The sequence below is a fragment of the Thalassotalea agariperforans genome, assembly GCF_053470345.1.
Genome location: NZ_JBQMWH010000016.1, coordinates 1 through 15,534, shown reverse-complemented (window position 1 = coordinate 15,534; position 15,534 = coordinate 1). Strand labels below are relative to the sequence as shown.

General features: G+C 37.6%; 14 protein-coding genes and 1 tRNA gene. 7 read left to right on the top strand and 8 right to left on the bottom strand.

Annotation, left to right across the window (positions count from 1 at the left end; all coding sequences use genetic code 11):
• Positions 1-7: 7 nt before the first annotated feature.
• The 6 genes from pheS to thrS form a co-directional block, all read right to left on the bottom strand.
• The gene (gene pheS, locus ACSLUO_RS15580; protein WP_448249901.1) at positions 8-988 is read right to left on the bottom strand and encodes a phenylalanine--tRNA ligase subunit alpha; all 981 of its coding nucleotides are present in this window, start codon (positions 986-988) and stop codon (positions 8-10) included.
• A 259-nt stretch (positions 989-1,247) separates the two neighbouring features.
• Positions 1,248-2,351 (bottom strand): phosphoribosylaminoimidazolesuccinocarboxamide synthase, encoded by a 1,104-nt coding sequence (locus tag ACSLUO_RS15575; RefSeq protein WP_448249900.1) that lies wholly within the window; start codon positions 2,349-2,351, stop codon positions 1,248-1,250.
• Positions 2,352-2,634: 283 nt separating this feature from the next.
• Positions 2,635-2,991 carry a 50S ribosomal protein L20 gene (gene rplT, locus ACSLUO_RS15570; RefSeq protein ID WP_448249899.1) on the bottom strand — a complete coding sequence of 119 codons (357 nt, stop codon included), beginning with the start codon at positions 2,989-2,991 and terminating at the stop codon, positions 2,635-2,637.
• Positions 2,992-3,006: 15 nt separating this feature from the next.
• The gene (rpmI, locus tag ACSLUO_RS15565) at positions 3,007-3,201 is read right to left on the bottom strand and encodes a 50S ribosomal protein L35 (RefSeq protein WP_448249897.1); all 195 of its coding nucleotides are present in this window, start codon (positions 3,199-3,201) and stop codon (positions 3,007-3,009) included.
• Positions 3,202-3,382: 181 nt separating this feature from the next.
• Entirely contained in the window at positions 3,383-3,940 is a 558-nt protein-coding gene (infC, locus tag ACSLUO_RS15560; protein ID WP_448249984.1) for a translation initiation factor IF-3, read from the bottom strand.
• 99 nt (positions 3,941-4,039) lie between these two features.
• Entirely contained in the window at positions 4,040-5,950 is a 1,911-nt protein-coding gene (gene thrS, locus ACSLUO_RS15555) for a threonine--tRNA ligase (protein WP_448249896.1), read from the bottom strand.
• A 278-nt stretch (positions 5,951-6,228) separates the two neighbouring features.
• Here thrS and ACSLUO_RS15550 point away from each other — a divergent pair, with 278 nt between their 5' ends.
• Positions 6,229-7,155, top strand: coding sequence for a fructosamine kinase family protein (locus tag ACSLUO_RS15550; RefSeq protein WP_448249894.1), 927 nt, complete (start codon positions 6,229-6,231; stop codon positions 7,153-7,155).
• A 72-nt stretch (positions 7,156-7,227) separates the two neighbouring features.
• Positions 7,228-7,431, top strand: coding sequence for a CPXCG motif-containing cysteine-rich protein (locus tag ACSLUO_RS15545; protein WP_448249892.1), 204 nt, complete (start codon positions 7,228-7,230; stop codon positions 7,429-7,431).
• An 11-nt stretch (positions 7,432-7,442) separates the two neighbouring features.
• Here the strand turns inward: ACSLUO_RS15545 and ACSLUO_RS15540 are convergent, their stop codons facing one another.
• Positions 7,443-8,066, bottom strand: a complete 624-nt coding sequence (locus tag ACSLUO_RS15540; protein ID WP_448249890.1) for a riboflavin synthase subunit alpha — start codon at positions 8,064-8,066, stop codon at positions 7,443-7,445.
• Between the two features lie 49 nt (positions 8,067-8,115).
• Here ACSLUO_RS15540 and ACSLUO_RS15535 point away from each other — a divergent pair, with 49 nt between their 5' ends.
• Together ACSLUO_RS15535 and ACSLUO_RS15530 are read left to right on the top strand one after the other, a co-directional pair.
• Positions 8,116-9,483, top strand: coding sequence for an MATE family efflux transporter (locus ACSLUO_RS15535; RefSeq protein ID WP_448249887.1), 1,368 nt, complete (start codon positions 8,116-8,118; stop codon positions 9,481-9,483).
• Positions 9,484-9,646: 163 nt separating this feature from the next.
• Positions 9,647-9,724, top strand: a tRNA-Val gene (locus tag ACSLUO_RS15530).
• Between the two features lie 207 nt (positions 9,725-9,931).
• Here the strand turns inward: ACSLUO_RS15530 and ACSLUO_RS15525 are convergent.
• On the bottom strand, positions 9,932-11,179 hold the full coding sequence (locus tag ACSLUO_RS15525) for a DEAD/DEAH box helicase (protein ID WP_448249885.1): 1,248 nt from the start codon (positions 11,177-11,179) through the stop codon (positions 9,932-9,934).
• 375 nt (positions 11,180-11,554) lie between these two features.
• Here ACSLUO_RS15525 and xylB point away from each other — a divergent pair, with 375 nt between their 5' ends.
• The 3 genes from xylB to tal all read left to right on the top strand — a co-directional run bounded on the left by xylB (position 11,555) and on the right by tal (position 15,412).
• On the top strand, positions 11,555-13,012 hold the full coding sequence (gene xylB / locus ACSLUO_RS15520; protein ID WP_448249883.1) for a xylulokinase: 1,458 nt from the start codon (positions 11,555-11,557) through the stop codon (positions 13,010-13,012).
• Between the two features lie 40 nt (positions 13,013-13,052).
• Positions 13,053-14,372 carry a xylose isomerase gene (xylA, locus tag ACSLUO_RS15515; protein ID WP_448249881.1) on the top strand — a complete coding sequence of 440 codons (1,320 nt, stop codon included), beginning with the start codon at positions 13,053-13,055 and terminating at the stop codon, positions 14,370-14,372.
• Positions 14,373-14,473: 101 nt separating this feature from the next.
• Positions 14,474-15,412, top strand: a complete 939-nt coding sequence (gene tal, locus ACSLUO_RS15510) for a transaldolase (protein WP_448249879.1) — start codon at positions 14,474-14,476, stop codon at positions 15,410-15,412.
• The last annotated feature ends 122 nt before the right edge of the window (positions 15,413-15,534 follow it).

The following is a 15,534-nucleotide window of genomic DNA, read 5'->3' as shown; positions in this document are numbered from 1 at the left end:
TTGAGTCCTACTTAAACTGTTTTAAAAAACGAAGATCATTTTCAAAGAATGCGCGTAAATCGTTAACGCCGTAACGTAACATTGTTAAACGCTCAACCCCCATGCCAAAAGCAAAACCGGTATACACTTCAGGGTCAATACCCACTGAACGTAGAACATTCGGATGAACCATACCGCAACCTAATACTTCCAACCATTTACCATTTTTCCCCATAACATCAACTTCTGCTGACGGTTCTGTAAATGGGAAATAAGATGGACGGAAACGAATTTCTAAATCTTCTTCAAAAAAGTTATGTAAAAAGTCATGTAATATGCCTTTTAAGTGCGTAAAGCTAACGTCTTTATCTACCAATAAACCTTCTACTTGATGAAACATTGGCGTATGCGTTTGATCGTAATCGTTACGGTACACTTTGCCCGGCGAGATAATACGTAGTGGTGGTTGTTCCGCTTCCATCGTGCGAATTTGAACACCTGAGGTTTGAGTACGTAACACTAATTTCGGGTTGAAATAAAAGGTGTCATGATCTTGTCGAGCTGGATGATGCTCAGGAATATTTAATGCATCAAAGTTATGAAAGTCATCTTCCACTTCAGGACCAGACTTTACTTCAAAGCCTAGTTCACCAAAAAAGCTTTCAATACGTTCAATAGTACGTGTAACCGGGTGTAAACCACCTAATTCATTTGTTCTACCTGGTAAAGTTACATCAATAGATTCAGACGCTAATTTTGCGGTAATTTCTTGTGCCCGTAAAAACTCACCACGTGCGTTTAATGCTTTTTGCACTTGCTGTTTAGCTAAGTTAATTACTTGGCCAGCTTTTGGTTTTTCTTCTTTTGGTAATTGGCTTAAACCTTTCATTTGCTCAGTAAAAAGCCCTTTTTTACCTAAAAAGTTCACACGAACTTCGTCAAGCGCTGCTGGATCAACGGCTTCACTGATCGCTTTTTCAGCCTGTAAAATTATATCGTCTAAATTCATGATTTCCTCTGAAGCTATTATTAGCTTTGGGTAGACATATTTGATTAATAAAATGGTGTGTGATTTTACACAAAAGCAAAGCATTAATGTAGGGTAAAAGCTTAATTTATCTAAAAAGAAGACAAAAAGCTTAGAAATTGATTTAATTAAGGAAAAATTACTGGTAACAAGAAACTTATAACCGTATAAATTTAATACGCTAGTAATAAAAAGGCCTTGTCAAAACAAGGCCTAAAATATGCAATTAATCAAATGAATGTTAATCAATTAATTGGTAGTTATTACGTAAAATATCAATAATTTCTGCTTTAGGATTATCACTTAAGACAATTTTTTTCCCTGTGATCTTCTCAGCAATATCAATATACGTTTTAGAAACATCCATTAATACTTGCACCGGTAATTCATTATCTTCGGCCAGTTTTAAACGCTCAGCCATGCGATCTTTATTTAATAAAATATCAGGATCTGGAAAATGATTTAATAATAACTGGCGGAAACCTTCTTTCGATTTTTCAACAACGTTACCTGCACGATACTGTTCACCATCCCAAATGCGAGAAGAGTCTGGTGTGCCAACCTCATCCATATAAATAAGTTTGTCATTACCTTGTGCATCTTTAACATAACCAAATTCAAATTTGGTATCGACAAAAATTTGATCTAACTTTGCCAAGGCATCCGAGATCACATCAAAACCTTGTTTTAGTAACTTTTCATAAAGCGCGATATCGTCAACCGATTTAAAATTAAACGCAGCATAATTATCAACAATATTAGCACGAGTAATATTTACATCATCAACAGCAGGTACACCAGGAATGCCTTCTAAAATTCCTTTGGTTGATGGTGTTTGTAGTAGCTCAGGTAATTTACTGTCTTTACTTAAGCCTTCTGGTAATTGAATGCCACAAAAATCACGTTCACCTTTGGTGTATGCGCGCCACATTGAGCCGGTAATATATTGACGACAAATCGCTTCAATCATTACCGGTGTTGCTTTTTGTACAATCCAAACAAAAGGATGTGGAATATCAAGAATGTGGCTATCAGCTAAACCTTGCTCTTTAAATAAGTTAAACCAATGATTTGATATCGCATTTAACGCCGCACCTTTGCCTGGTACGCCACGCATATTGCCTTCGCCTCGCCAAATACAGTCAAAGGCAGAAATACGATCACTGATCACCATAATGGCAAGTGGTGTATCACTAGCAACATCATAACCTTTTTCTTTAATCAAACGTTGGCTATCAGCTGCTGTTAACCAATAAACAGAACGTACTTTACCGCTATGCACTGGTGCATCGGTACGAATAGGTAAATCATTATTTACCGCTAAAACTTGATCAGCAAGGCTCATTTTTCTAGCTCTTAAATAGTTGAAACATTAATGGTAGTGAATAATATCTAATCATCAATAAAATATCATTCGCTAATATTAACATTCGTGATGTTAGCTCAGGTTTATCTTACTCTTTTGATAATTTTTCGATATGTCGCTGTATGATAACAGGAAAATACGCGCAGCTTATATCAATTAGCGAGTATATTTGACGCAGTAAGCGAAACAAATAGACAAGAAAAAGTATCAGAAAAAGAAAAGGACGCATATAGCGTCCCTTTCCAAAAGTTTTCAGCCTGTATTAAGCTAAAGCAGCTTCTGCTTTAGATACTAATACAGAGAAAGCTGCTTTATCGTATACAGCGATATCAGCTAAGATCTTACGATCGATCTCGATAGAAGCTTTCTTAAGGCCGTTAATAAAACGACTGTAAGATAAACCATTTTGACGAGATGCTGCGTTGATACGAGCAATCCAAAGTTGACGGAATTGACGTTTACGTTGACGACGGTCACGGTAAGCGTATTGTCCAGCTTTAGTTACAGCTTGGAAAGCAACGCGATAAACGCGACTACGAGCACCGTAGTAACCTTTAGCTTGCTTTAGAACCTTTTTATGACGTGCACGTGCTACAACACCGCGTTTTACTCTAGCCATTTGATATTTCTCCTATTAACCGTGACGTAAAAGTTTTTTAACTGACTTGATGTCAGAAGCGGCGATCATGCATTTAGCACGAAGATGACGCTTAACTTTTGTACGGCGCTTAGTCAAAATATGACGTAGACCCGCTTGTTTAAATTTGTAGCCGTTGGCTGTCGCTTTAAAGCGCTTTGCAGCACCTTTGTTAGTTTTCATTTTAGGCATGAATATACTCCGCATTCATTATTACATTCATTTGAATGAATAATTGCCATTTAAATTTAGTAATTCAGGCGATGATCATCATAAGTAAACTTATCAATCATACTTGCATGGCCTCAATTACCCGTTGCTAGATAACATTGGTGAATAAAGCTTTCGCCTTATTACTTGCTATTACCAAGTATTATCGTTTGATTGGTGCTAATACCATTATCATTTGACGACCTTCCACTCGACGAGGGAAAAATTCGCAAACGCTAATGTCTTCTAAATCGCTTTTAACACGGTTTAAAAGGTTTAAGCCCAATTCTTGGTGCGCCATTTCACGGCCACGGAAACGTAATGTTACCTTGGCCTTGTCGCCACCTTCTATGAAGCGTCTCAGGTTGCGTAGTTTTACCTGATAATCGCCTTCATCTGTACCAGGACGGAATTTAATTTCCTTAACCTGAATTTGTTTCTGATTTTTACGTTGTTCTTTTTGTTCTTTAGCTTTCTCATAGATAAATTTACCATAATCCATGACTCGACAAACTGGAGGTTTTGCCGTTGGGCTAATTTCCACAAGATCTACACCAGCTTCATCAGCTTGGTTCATTGCTTCATTTAATGAAACAATACCGCCAGGTTCGCCGTCAAATTTAATTAAACGGATCTCATTACCTGGGATATCTGTGATTAACTCATTTAAACGATGTGCTGGCTCTTTTTGCCCGCCTTTAAGACCATTTTTAATAGTCAGTTCCTCCGAAGAACTTAATAAATACCAAACCTATTTTCTCATTAAGGTTTGCGTTAAAAAATATGTTGATATCGGTTAATGCTATCGTAAAGCTAAATATTAGCTACGAGATGCGACTTCTTGCGATAATTTGGCAATAAAGTCTTCAACCGACATTTTTCCTAAATCTTCACCACTTCGTGTTCGTATAGCAATTTCGCCATTTTCCATTTCTTTGTCACCGACAACTAAAAGGTATGGAACACGCTTTAATGTGTGCTCGCGGATTTTAAAGCCTATCTTCTCATTTCTCAAGTCTAGTTTTGCTCTAAATCCACTTTCTTTCAATTTTTTTGCAACTTTTTGGCAATATTCACCTTGTTTGTCGGTAATATTCATCACAGTTGCTTGAATTGGTGATAACCAAGTTGGGAATTTACCTGTGTATTCTTCAATTAAAATACCGATAAAACGTTCAAGTGACCCCAAAATGGCTCGATGGATCATAACCGGAACATGTTTTTCACCGTCTTCGCCAATATAAGACGCATCTAAACGACCCGGTAAAGCAAAATCAAGTTGTACTGTACCACATTGCCAGTTACGACCTAAACAATCTAATAAAGTAAATTCAATTTTAGGACCATAGAAAGCACCTTCACCTGGTAAATACTCAAAATTAATCCCTAAGTTAGTTAAGGCGTTGGCTAAGCCGGCTTCAGCTTTATCCCAAACCTCATCACTACCAATACGTTTTTCAGGACGCGTTGATAATTTAACGAGAATATCTTCAAAACCAAATGATTTATAAACATCGTAAACCATTTGAATACATTGAGTCACTTCGCCTTGTACTTGCTCTTCCGTACAGAAAATATGAGCATCATCTTGGGTGAAACCACGAACACGCATTAAACCGTGTAAAGCACCTGATGGTTCATTACGATGACAACAACCAAACTCCGCCATACGTAAAGGTAAATCGCGGTAAGATTTTAAGCCTTGATTAAATATTTGCACATGCCCTGGACAGTTCATGGGTTTGATTGCATATTCACGCTTTTCAGATTCAGTAGTGAACATGTTTTCAGCGTATTTGTCCCAATGGCCTGACTTTTCCCAAAGTACACGGTCCATCATTAATGGCCCTTTTACTTCGTCGTAATCATATTCATGTAATTTTTCACGAATAAACTTTTCAAGTTCTGTATAAATAGTCCAACCGTCATTATGCCAAAACACCATGCCTGGCGCTTCTTCTTGCCAATGGAATAAATCTAAAGTTTTGCCAATTTTACGGTGGTCGCGTTTTTCAGCTTCAGCAAGACGTTGAATATAGGCTTTAAGCGCTTTTTTATCTGCCCAAGCGGTACCATAAATACGTTGCAACATTTTATTATCAGAGTTACCACGCCAATAAGCACCGGCCATTTTCATTAATTTAAAATGCTGACAATGACGCATGTTTGGTACATGTGGGCCACGACACATATCAATGTATTCTTCATGATGATAAAGCCCTGGCTTATCATCTTTCTCGATGTTTTCATCAAGAATTTCAATTTTGTAAGTTTCGCCACGCGCTTCAAAAGTATCACGCGCTTCTTGCCAAGAAACGGTTTTCTTAACGACGTCGTAATTAGTTTTAGCCAGCTCTAACATACGTTTTTCTAACTTGGCTAAATCGTCTTCGCTGATCGAATGGTCTAAATCAATATCGTAATAAAAGCCGTTATCAATCGTAGGCCCTATCGCCATTTTGGTATGTGGCCATAATTGTTTGATCGCATGGCCTAATAAATGGGCACAAGAGTGACGAATAATTTCAATACCTTCATCATCTTTGCTAGTAATTAATTGTAAGCTGCTATCAGCAGTAATTAATTCACAAGCATCAACTAAATCACCATTGATACGACCAGCAATAGTCGCTTTTGCTAAACCAGGACCAATATCAAGAGCAACATCCATTACAGATACAGCATTGTCAAATGAGCGTTGACTTCCGTCAGGGAGAGTAATAACAGGCATGAAACTTCCTTTATACAGTGGTGACACATACTAAGTGCCACTTGTTTTATTTGCGTTTGCGCTGTCACAAAACAGCACGAATAAATTTTAAATTCATTACGAATTTATCGAGCTGGCAAATATAGGGGAAATCGCCTTATTTTGCAATGCTAACACCAATAATTTGCTTTAATTTATTGGTGTTACGGGTGAGTTTGCGCAAAAACAGCTGAATAATATAAAATTATCAGATCACGCTATACTCAAATAACCATTTAACCGATATCACTTACCTTATTATGTGGGCAGCGATAGCAAAAGCAATTTCAGAAGCCACCAGTGAAACATTTGAACTGACGACAAAACGTCAGGTAAGTGGTGGTGATATCAATCTTGCTTATATCATCTCGAATGGCATCTCAAATGGCCATAGAGCGATTAACGGTCAAGCTAATAAAAAGCCGACAAAGCAGTATTTTGTAAAAATAAATAGTAAAAGCAACTTAGCGTTATTAGAAACTGAGCAAGAGAATCTTAACAAAATAAGACAACTATCAACCATTCATTGCCCTGTTCCTATAACCCTTGGTACCACTTTAGATAACAGTTTTTTAGTGCTCTCTTTTGAATTATTAACATCACCCCAAAATGATCACTGGTATAACTTAGGTGTAGCCCTTGCGGATATGCATTTATGCAGTCAACACGGTCAATTTGGCTGGCATCAAGATAATTATATAGGCCAAACTTTACAACCTAATCGATGGCAAACCAATTGGCGTACTTTTTTTGCCGAGCAACGCATTGGCTGGCAATTGCAATTATTAAAAGAACAGGCTGTTTCTCTTGGTGATATCGAACAAATAACCACCGTTTGTCACGATCTTTTAGTTCTCCATAAAGTAACACCTTGTTTAGTACATGGTGATTTATGGCAAGGCAATGTAGGTTTTTCCAACGGTAAACCGTTAATTTACGACCCTGCTTGTTATTTTGGTGATCGAGAAGTTGATATTGCGATGTCGGAACTCTTTGGCAGATTTCCGACACCGTTTTATCAAGGTTACGAACACACCTATCCATTAACTGGCGGCTACGAACAACGTAAGCTAGTTTATAACTTTTACCATTTATTAAATCATTTATTGATGTTTGGTGAACCTTACTTAAAGCAAGTTCAAGAGCAACTTGAGCTATTGCTAAACCTCAATGAACTGTCGCAATAGTTATGAATAGATATAACAAAGCCAATAAGGAAGCATTAATGATATAGGGACTTTTTTATTAGGAGTAAAACAATGTCAAAAGATAAAGATATCACCGAACAACGCATTGAATGTCCACATTGTGGACATCACTTATTTCTTAGTTTAGATATCAGCGGTGGCGATCAAGACTATTACGATGAATGCCCCGCTTGCTGTCGTGATATTCATTTAAATATGCATATTGACGAGTACCGCCAAACGATACAATTAGCCGTTAATAGTGATGATGAATAAACAAGCAAAGGCTAACTTAGTTTAAGTTGCATGCGTTCAATGGTGTCAACTATGGTCACGGTTTGTTGATCAAGTTCGATATTAAGTTTATCCCCTAAAGATAACTGACCTAAGTTAGTAATTTTTAGCGTTTCAGGAATGAGATGAACATTAAAGGTATCACCTGATATTGCACCTACCGTTAAGCTTGTGCCGTTAATCGTGATAAAACCTTTTGCTAAAATATACTTCATCCACTGATCTGCGCATTGTAAGGTTAATTGGCAATTTTCTGCGTTTTTTTGAATGTCCATTAACTCAGCTTGGCAATGAATATGACCACTAACAATGTGCCCTCCAATTTCATCGCCTATTTTTAACGAACGCTCAACATTTAACTTATCACCTTGTTTTATTTGCCTTAAATTGGTAACGCGTAACGTTTTATCAATGATATCAAAGCTAATATATGCAGAATTATTGTCAATTTCAGCAAAATCTACTGCCGTTAAACAAACACCATTAACAGCAACACTTGCACCTATAGTTAACTGCTCAATGTAGGGTATGGGTAATGAAATTTTTAATTTTGTTAAATTATTTTCACATTGTGCAGATAAAACACACGCTTGTGTTTGCACTATACCGGTAAACATATATTATCCCTTGTTAATTATCGAATCGACATTCTACTAGAAAATCTTCATGGCATTTCAACAATTTTTTAAAAATACATCATCACTTATAAAACTCGCCTCGCCTATTCTTGTTACCCAACTGATCCAAAACTTAGTGGGCTTTATCGACACCGTGATGGCAGGACGAGTAAGTGCTGTTGATTTAGCAGCCGTAGCTATTGCTAGTAGTATTTGGTTACCGATTATTTTAACTATTTATGGTTTGATCATGGCACTTGCGTCTATCGTAGCTGAATATGCTGGCCGTAAACAATTTGCCCACATAGTACAAGCAAGTCAACAAACACTGTGGATAGCTTTAAGCTTGTCGCTATTACTGATCTTAAGTTTTAGTGTCGCTATTCCCTTATTAACCCCATACATTACCCTTGAAGAAAACCTGACAGCACTGACCGTTGATTATTTATGGTATGTGGTTTGGGGAGCACCAGGTTTTTGTATTTTTATGGTATTACGAAACTGTGCCGAAGGTCTTTCTATTACTAAACCTGCCATGTATATCAGTATTATCGGCTTAATTATTAATATCCCATTAAATTACATTTTTATTTATGGCGAGTTTGGTGTACCAAGCTACGGCGGCGCAGGTTGTGGCATTGCAACAGCCATTGTTTACTGGCTAATGTGTGTTTTGATGTTGTTCTATATTTATTTTGCCAAAGATTTTAAAACTATTAGAATATTTCAACATTTTCCATGGCCAAACTTATCGCAAATAAAACATATTTTAATAATAGGTGTACCAATTGCCCTTTCTCTATTATTTGAAGTGAGTTTATTTTCAGTGGTTGCCATTATAATTGCCCCCTTTGGTGCAGATGTTGTTGCCAGCCATCAAATTGCCTTAAACTTTTCCGGCTTAGTGTTTATGATCCCGTTAAGTTTTGCTATGGCCGTTACTGTAAAGGTTGGCTTTGCTTTAGGAGAGAATGATCACTTAAAAGCAAAAGAAATTTGCCGTCACTCTTATATTTTTGCCTTATTAGTAGCAATACTAACTGCCACCTTAACATTAGTATTTAAAGCACAAATTGCCGCCATTTATACCAATGACCCAAAAGTTATTGAGCTGGCCGCCAGTTTAATGTTCTTAGCTGCGCTATTTCAGTTTTCTGATGCCATTCAAGTTATCTCTGCTGGCGCTTTACGCGGCTATAAAGATACAAAAGCCATACTGATCATCACTTTTATCTCATATTGGCTGGTTGGCTTAACCGTGGGTTATTTATTAGGTGTGAGCAACATCATTGTTGATATGTTAGGACCTGCTGGTTTTTGGATAGGTTTTATTGTTGGTTTAACAACCGCTGCCATCTTCTTATACAAACGTTTAAAGCTAGTGCAATGGCGTTTAATGCATGATGTAAATGCTTAATAATTTGCCCTGTTTTCATTCACTAACGCTTAGTTGCTTGCTAAATAAGCAAACAAGCAATAAATCAATAAAACTGCTTGCAAGTCGATAAACACATCGCTAACATAGCGCCCCGTTGAGAAGTTAAATAGTTAATTTATCATACTTATCAATCACACATAGTACGACCGTAGCTCAGTCTGGTTAGAGCACTTCCTTGACATGGAAGGGGTCGGTGGTTCGAGTCCACTCGGTCGTACCAATTAATGCAATTATCCACTCTCCTCGCATTAATTTTTCCTCAAAAATACGAAAAAAAAACATAATCAAAATTTCAAGTTTAATCATTACAACTTTAGCTGTCTTAAAAAACGATTAATATAATTAACCCTCGGTTCAATCCAAGGATTGAACCTCATTAAACCAAACTTAGTTAACTTAAATAACTGAGATTGAAAAATAAAACGCTTTATATTTTTTTGCGTCTTCCCGATTGATGTTTATCTACCGGCTTACTCTTACTTTTAGCCCGATGATTGGTTTTATGCTTTGGTTGATAATTTAATACTGAAACAGGTACAACTTTTGTCGCTTCAAACCCAGGGATTTCTTTTCGGGGTAGCACCTGTCCTAATCGTGATTCTATTGCACACAAGTTTCTAAAGTTATCTTTGGCAACAAAAGATATCGCTTCACCTGTGGCACCTGCACGACCTGTTCGTCCTATTCGATGGATGTAATCATCAGCTTGATCAGGTAAGTCATAGTTAACCACGCGTGATAATTCACCAATATCTATACCTCGTGCTGCAATACCGGTGGCAACTAAAAATTTAATTTCACCGGTTTTAAAGTCAGCTAATATTTGTTCACGAACGCCTTGCGCCCTACCACTATGAATACACTCAGCTTTAATATCTCGTTTGGCTAACTGGCTCACTAGCTTGGCTGCGCCGTGTTTAGTCTCAATAAAAATAAGTGCTTGTTGCCAATCATTGCTTTGAATTAAATGACTTAATAAAACCGACTTTTTATCTTTATCAACGGTGATCAACCATTGGTCAATTTTAGGAGTAGACGCTTTATCTGGGCTAATTGCAATTTCAACGGCATCATCAATCGCTCTTTTGGCTAAGCTGCGGACATCATTTGAGATAGTGGCAGAAAAAAGTAAATTTTGTCGCTTTGCAGGTAAGCGTTCAATAATTTTATTTATGTCTTCAATAAACCCCATATCAAGCATTCTATCGGCTTCATCTAAAACAAGTACTTCAAGCTCGTCAAAGTGTAATGCGCGCTGTTGTGCCATATCCAATAAACGACCAGGTGTCGCGACTAGAATATCAATCCCCCAAATCAAACGTTCTTTTTGGGCATTCGTATCGGTACCACCATACATCGCCATTGAACTCAGTTCTAAATGTTTACTGTAGTGGCGAATATTTTCTTCTACTTGTACAGCTAACTCTCGCGTTGGCGTGATGATCAACGCACGAATACGTTTACCACGACACTTATGCTCATTATTTAATTTTTCTAAGATAGGCAAAACGAAACTTGCCGTTTTACCCGTACCCGTTTGGGCAGCAGCAACTAGATTTTTGCCAGACAAAATCACCGGTATGGCTTTGCTTTGAATAGCCGTTGGTGTTTGATAGCCTCGTTCTGAAAGTGCTTTTACGATTGGATCTGATAATCCGAGAGTTGAAAACGGCATAAAAACCTCAGGCAACATCATGCCTTAATAAATGATATGAGCAGAACATAACAATCTTAGAAAGTACCTTCGAGACGTTATGAAAATTACGAAATAATGCTTAAATTATACCAGCATAATGTCATTGATTAATACAAAACTCAGCTAAACAATCACAGCATGCCATTTTATTCGTTGATAAAAATTAAAATAGCCATGGTTATCATTTTTATCATTGCTATTACGTAAAACTTCAATATGTTTATTTTTTATCCACCCCACTGCAAATAATGGTGTTTAGGTAATGTTTTAAGAAAAAAATTACTTGAAACACGAAAATGACAATGCTACTGTTAGCGCTAACATCAATTAACAAACAAATGCTGGTAGAAATTTATGTATTTGGGTATCGACTTAGGAACATCTGGGGTTAAAGTTATCATCCTTGATGATAACGACACATTATTAGCACAAGCATCAGTGGCTATTGATGTTTCGCGACCTCAACCTTTATGGTCAGAGCAGGAGCCACAAGATTGGTGGCATGCAACATGTGAAGCAATTGCAGAAATAAAACAAGATCATGCTGACTTATTATTGCAAGTTACCGGTGTTGGTATTGCAGGACAAATGCATGGTGCCACATTATTAGATAGCGATAACAACATTATTCGCCCTGCTATTTTATGGAACGATGGTCGCTGTGAAGCTGAATGTAAAGAAATAGAAGCACGTGAACCTAACTCTCGAAAAATTGCTGGCAATATTGCTATGCCGGGATTTACGGCACCTAAATTGGTTTGGCTTAAAAATCACGAACCAGAAAATTTTGCCCGCGTTGCAAAAGTATTATTACCAAAAGATTATTTACGCTTTTTAATGACCGGTGATTTTGCTTCTGATATGTCTGACAGTGCTGGTACGCTCTGGTTAGATGTTGAAAAACGTCAATGGTCACCTGAAATGTTAGCGGCAACAGACTTAACAATTGAACATATGCCGGCCCTTTTCGAAGGTACAGAAATTACGGGTAAGCTTACCGAAGAAGTTGCAAAGTTATGGGGAACTCAACAAGTTCCTGTTGTTGCTGGTGCTGGTGATAATGCAGGCGGCGCTGCTGGTATTGGTGTGATCAACCCACATGAAGCCTTTTTATCATTAGGTACATCTGGCGTATATTTTGTTGCTAACGAAAGCTACCAACCTAATCCAGACGGTGCTGTGCATGCTTTTTGCCATTGTATTCCTAATACTTGGCATCAAATGTCGGTGATATTAAGTGCTGCTAGTTGTCTTTCATGGGTTACTCAATTAACCGGCTTCGCTAATGAAAAAGCGCTATTAGATGAAGTTGAAAAATTAGATTTTAGTAAGCCTAGTTCGGTAATTTTCTTACCCTATTTATCGGGCGAACGTACACCACACAATAACCCTAACGCACAAGGTGTATTTTTCGGCTTAGGCCACAATACCAACCCTGCAGAATTAGGCCGTGCCGTACTAGAGGGTGTTGCTTTTGCCTTTGCTGATGGCCAACAAGTATTGTTAGATGCCGGTACAACTATTAATCAAGTATCTGTTATTGGCGGCGGTGCAAAAAGTCCGTTATGGGGAAAAATTCTGGCAAGTGTGCTAAATCGTCCGTTAACTTACCGTGAAGGTGGTGAAGTTGGTCCGGCATTTGGCGCTGCTCGTTTAGCTCGCATTGGTGTAACTGGCTTAGCTGCTAGTGACGTATGCCAAGCAGGCAAAGTAAAAAACATCATTGAACCTGATGCAAACATGCAAGCATTTTATGCTGAGCAACATCAAAAATACCAAGCAATTTACCAAAGTGTTGTAAAACATTTTTAGTAATCATTAATCACCTTAATCGTTTATCGCGGAGACCACTATGAGCGAACAATTTTTTAATACTGTAAACAAGATCAAATTTGAAGGCGAAAACAGCACAAATCCTTTAGCCTTTCGTTACTATGACGAAAACCAAGTAGTACTTGGCAAAACCATGAAAGAACATTTACGTTTTGCTGCTTGTTATTGGCATAACTTTTGTTGGGCTGGCTCTGATATTTTTGGTGCCGGTACCTTTGAGCGTCCTTGGATCCAACCTACGGGTGATCAATTAGCGCTTGCTGAGCAAAAAGCTAAAGTAGCATTTGAGTTTTTTGAAAAATTAGGTGTACCTTACTTTTGTTTTCACGATGCCGATATTGCTCCTGAAGGCGCATCATTAAAAGAATTCCACGCAAATGTTAATCACATTGCTGACATTTTTGAAAAAGAAATGGACCGCACTGGTGTTCAATTACTTTGGGGTACTGCTAACTTATTCTCAAATGCACGTTTTTGTGCTGGTGGCTCTACTAACCCTAACCCTGAACTATTTTCTTATGCTGCGGCACAAGTTAAACACGCAATGGATGTTACTCATCGTTTAGGTGGTGAAAACTACGTATTATGGGGTGGTCGTGAAGGTTATGATTCACTATTAAATACTGACCTTAAACAAGAAGGCGAGCAATACGCACGCTTCTTAAAAATGGTTATTGAACATAAACATAAAATTGGTTTTAAAGGTAAGTTGTTAATTGAGCCTAAGCCTCAAGAGCCTACTAAACATCAATACGATTACGACACCGCAACCGTTGCTGGTTTCTTACATAAGCATGGTATTGCCGGTGAAGTACATGTAAACATTGAAGCTAACCATGCAACACTTGCTGGTCATAGCTTCCACCATGAAGTAGCCGTTGCCTGTGCTGAAGGTATTATGGGTAGTATTGACGCTAACCGTGGTGATATGCAAAACGGCTGGGATACAGATCAATTCCCTAACGATGTTGCAGAATGTACTTTAGTTATGTATGAAATTTTAAAAGCTGGTGGTTTAGACACAGGTGGTTTTAACTTTGATACTAAATTACGTCGTCAATCATGTGAACGTGATGATTTATTTATCGGTCACATCGGTGGTATGGATACTATGGCTAAGTCATTATTAAATGCTGCTAAATTAATTGAAGATGCACCATTATCTGATTTTGTTGACGCACGTTATGCTGGCTGGAAAGAAGAATTAGGTCAAAGCATTATGGCGGGCGATCACTCTTTAGAGAGCTTATCTAAATTAGTATTAGAAAATGACATTAACCCTAAACAAGTATCTGGTCGTCAAGAATTACTAGAAAACATTGTTAATCGTTACGTTTAATATCCCCTAGCGATATTGTTATTTTGCCCCGTTACTCAACAGAGTACGGGGCAATTATTTTTATAGCTATTCAAACGTAACTAATTGAATAAGGTGAACAAATGAACTTATTAGAACAATTAAAAAAAGTCACTGTTGTGGTAGCAGACAGCGGTGATGTTGACTCAATTAAAGCATTACATCCACAAGATGCAACAACTAACCCTTCTTTAATTTTACAAGCGGCTAAATTACCACAATATAAGCACTTAATTGATGATGCCATTGCTAAAGCAGGAAATAATGTTGAAGATATTTGTGACCAATTAATTGTTAATTTTGGTTGTGAAATTTTAAAGCATGTACCTGGTCGTATTTCAAGTGAAGTAGATGCCCGTTTATCATTTGATACAGAAGCTAGCATCGCCAAAGGCAAAAAGTTAATTGCCTTATATGAAGCAGCTGGTATTGCCAAAGAGCGTGTTTTAATTAAACTTGCTTCTACTTGGCAAGGCATTAAAGCGGCTGAGCAGCTTGAAAAAGAAGGTATTGCTTGTAACTTAACCTTGTTATTTTCTAAAGCACAAGCCATAGCCTGTGCAGAAGCAAACGTTACCTTGATCTCACCTTTTGTTGGCCGAATTTTAGATTGGTACAAAGCCTCAACTGGTAAAGATTATGTCGGCGCTGAAGATCCTGGCGTTATTTCTGTAACCAATATTTATAATTACTATAAAGCGTATGGTTATAACACCGTTGTGATGGGAGCAAGCTTCCGTAATACAGGTGAAATCATTGAGTTAGCTGGTTGTGATTTATTAACCATCTCCCCTGCACTTTTAACTGAATTACAAAATACTGAAGGCACGTTAGAAACTAAGCTTTCAACAGCCAATATCACGGCGAAATCAAGAGATGAATTAACACCGTTAACAGAAGCAACGTTTGCATGGCAGCATAACGAAGATGCTATGGCGACAGAAAAACTTTCTGAAGGTATTCGTAAGTTTGCTATCGACCAAGGTGTTTTAGAAGATATGGTTGCTAAGTTGATAAGTTAAGACCCTGTAACACATTTTGTGTAACTGCCAAGTTTAAATAACATCTTTCAAACGGTCTTCGAATTCAATCATAAATCGATTCAAGGCCGTTTTCCAATTTCTTATCGGCATCGTCCATTTTT

Excerpts from the sequence above, each read along its gene's own strand:
- xylA (WP_448249881.1), top strand. The coding sequence starts at position 13,053 with ATGAGCGAACAATTTTTTAATACTGTAAACAAGATCAAATTTGAAGGC.
- ACSLUO_RS15535 (WP_448249887.1), top strand. The coding sequence starts at position 8,116 with ATGGCATTTCAACAATTTTTTAAAAATACATCATCACTTATAAAACTC.
- rpmI (WP_448249897.1), bottom strand. The coding sequence starts at position 3,201 with ATGCCTAAAATGAAAACTAACAAAGGTGCTGCAAAGCGCTTTAAAGCG.
- ACSLUO_RS15525 (WP_448249885.1), bottom strand. The coding sequence starts at position 11,179 with ATGCCGTTTTCAACTCTCGGATTATCAGATCCAATCGTAAAAGCACTT.
- rplT (WP_448249899.1), bottom strand. The coding sequence starts at position 2,991 with ATGGCTAGAGTAAAACGCGGTGTTGTAGCACGTGCACGTCATAAAAAG.
- thrS (WP_448249896.1), bottom strand. The coding sequence starts at position 5,950 with ATGCCTGTTATTACTCTCCCTGACGGAAGTCAACGCTCATTTGACAAT.
- ACSLUO_RS15575 (WP_448249900.1), bottom strand. The coding sequence starts at position 2,351 with ATGAGCCTTGCTGATCAAGTTTTAGCGGTAAATAATGATTTACCTATT.
- ACSLUO_RS15550 (WP_448249894.1), top strand. The coding sequence starts at position 6,229 with ATGTGGGCAGCGATAGCAAAAGCAATTTCAGAAGCCACCAGTGAAACA.
- pheS (WP_448249901.1), bottom strand. The coding sequence starts at position 988 with ATGAATTTAGACGATATAATTTTACAGGCTGAAAAAGCGATCAGTGAA.
- xylB (WP_448249883.1), top strand. The coding sequence starts at position 11,555 with ATGTATTTGGGTATCGACTTAGGAACATCTGGGGTTAAAGTTATCATC.
- ACSLUO_RS15545 (WP_448249892.1), top strand. The coding sequence starts at position 7,228 with ATGTCAAAAGATAAAGATATCACCGAACAACGCATTGAATGTCCACAT.
- ACSLUO_RS15540 (WP_448249890.1), bottom strand. The coding sequence starts at position 8,066 with ATGTTTACCGGTATAGTGCAAACACAAGCGTGTGTTTTATCTGCACAA.
- tal (WP_448249879.1), top strand. The coding sequence starts at position 14,474 with ATGAACTTATTAGAACAATTAAAAAAAGTCACTGTTGTGGTAGCAGAC.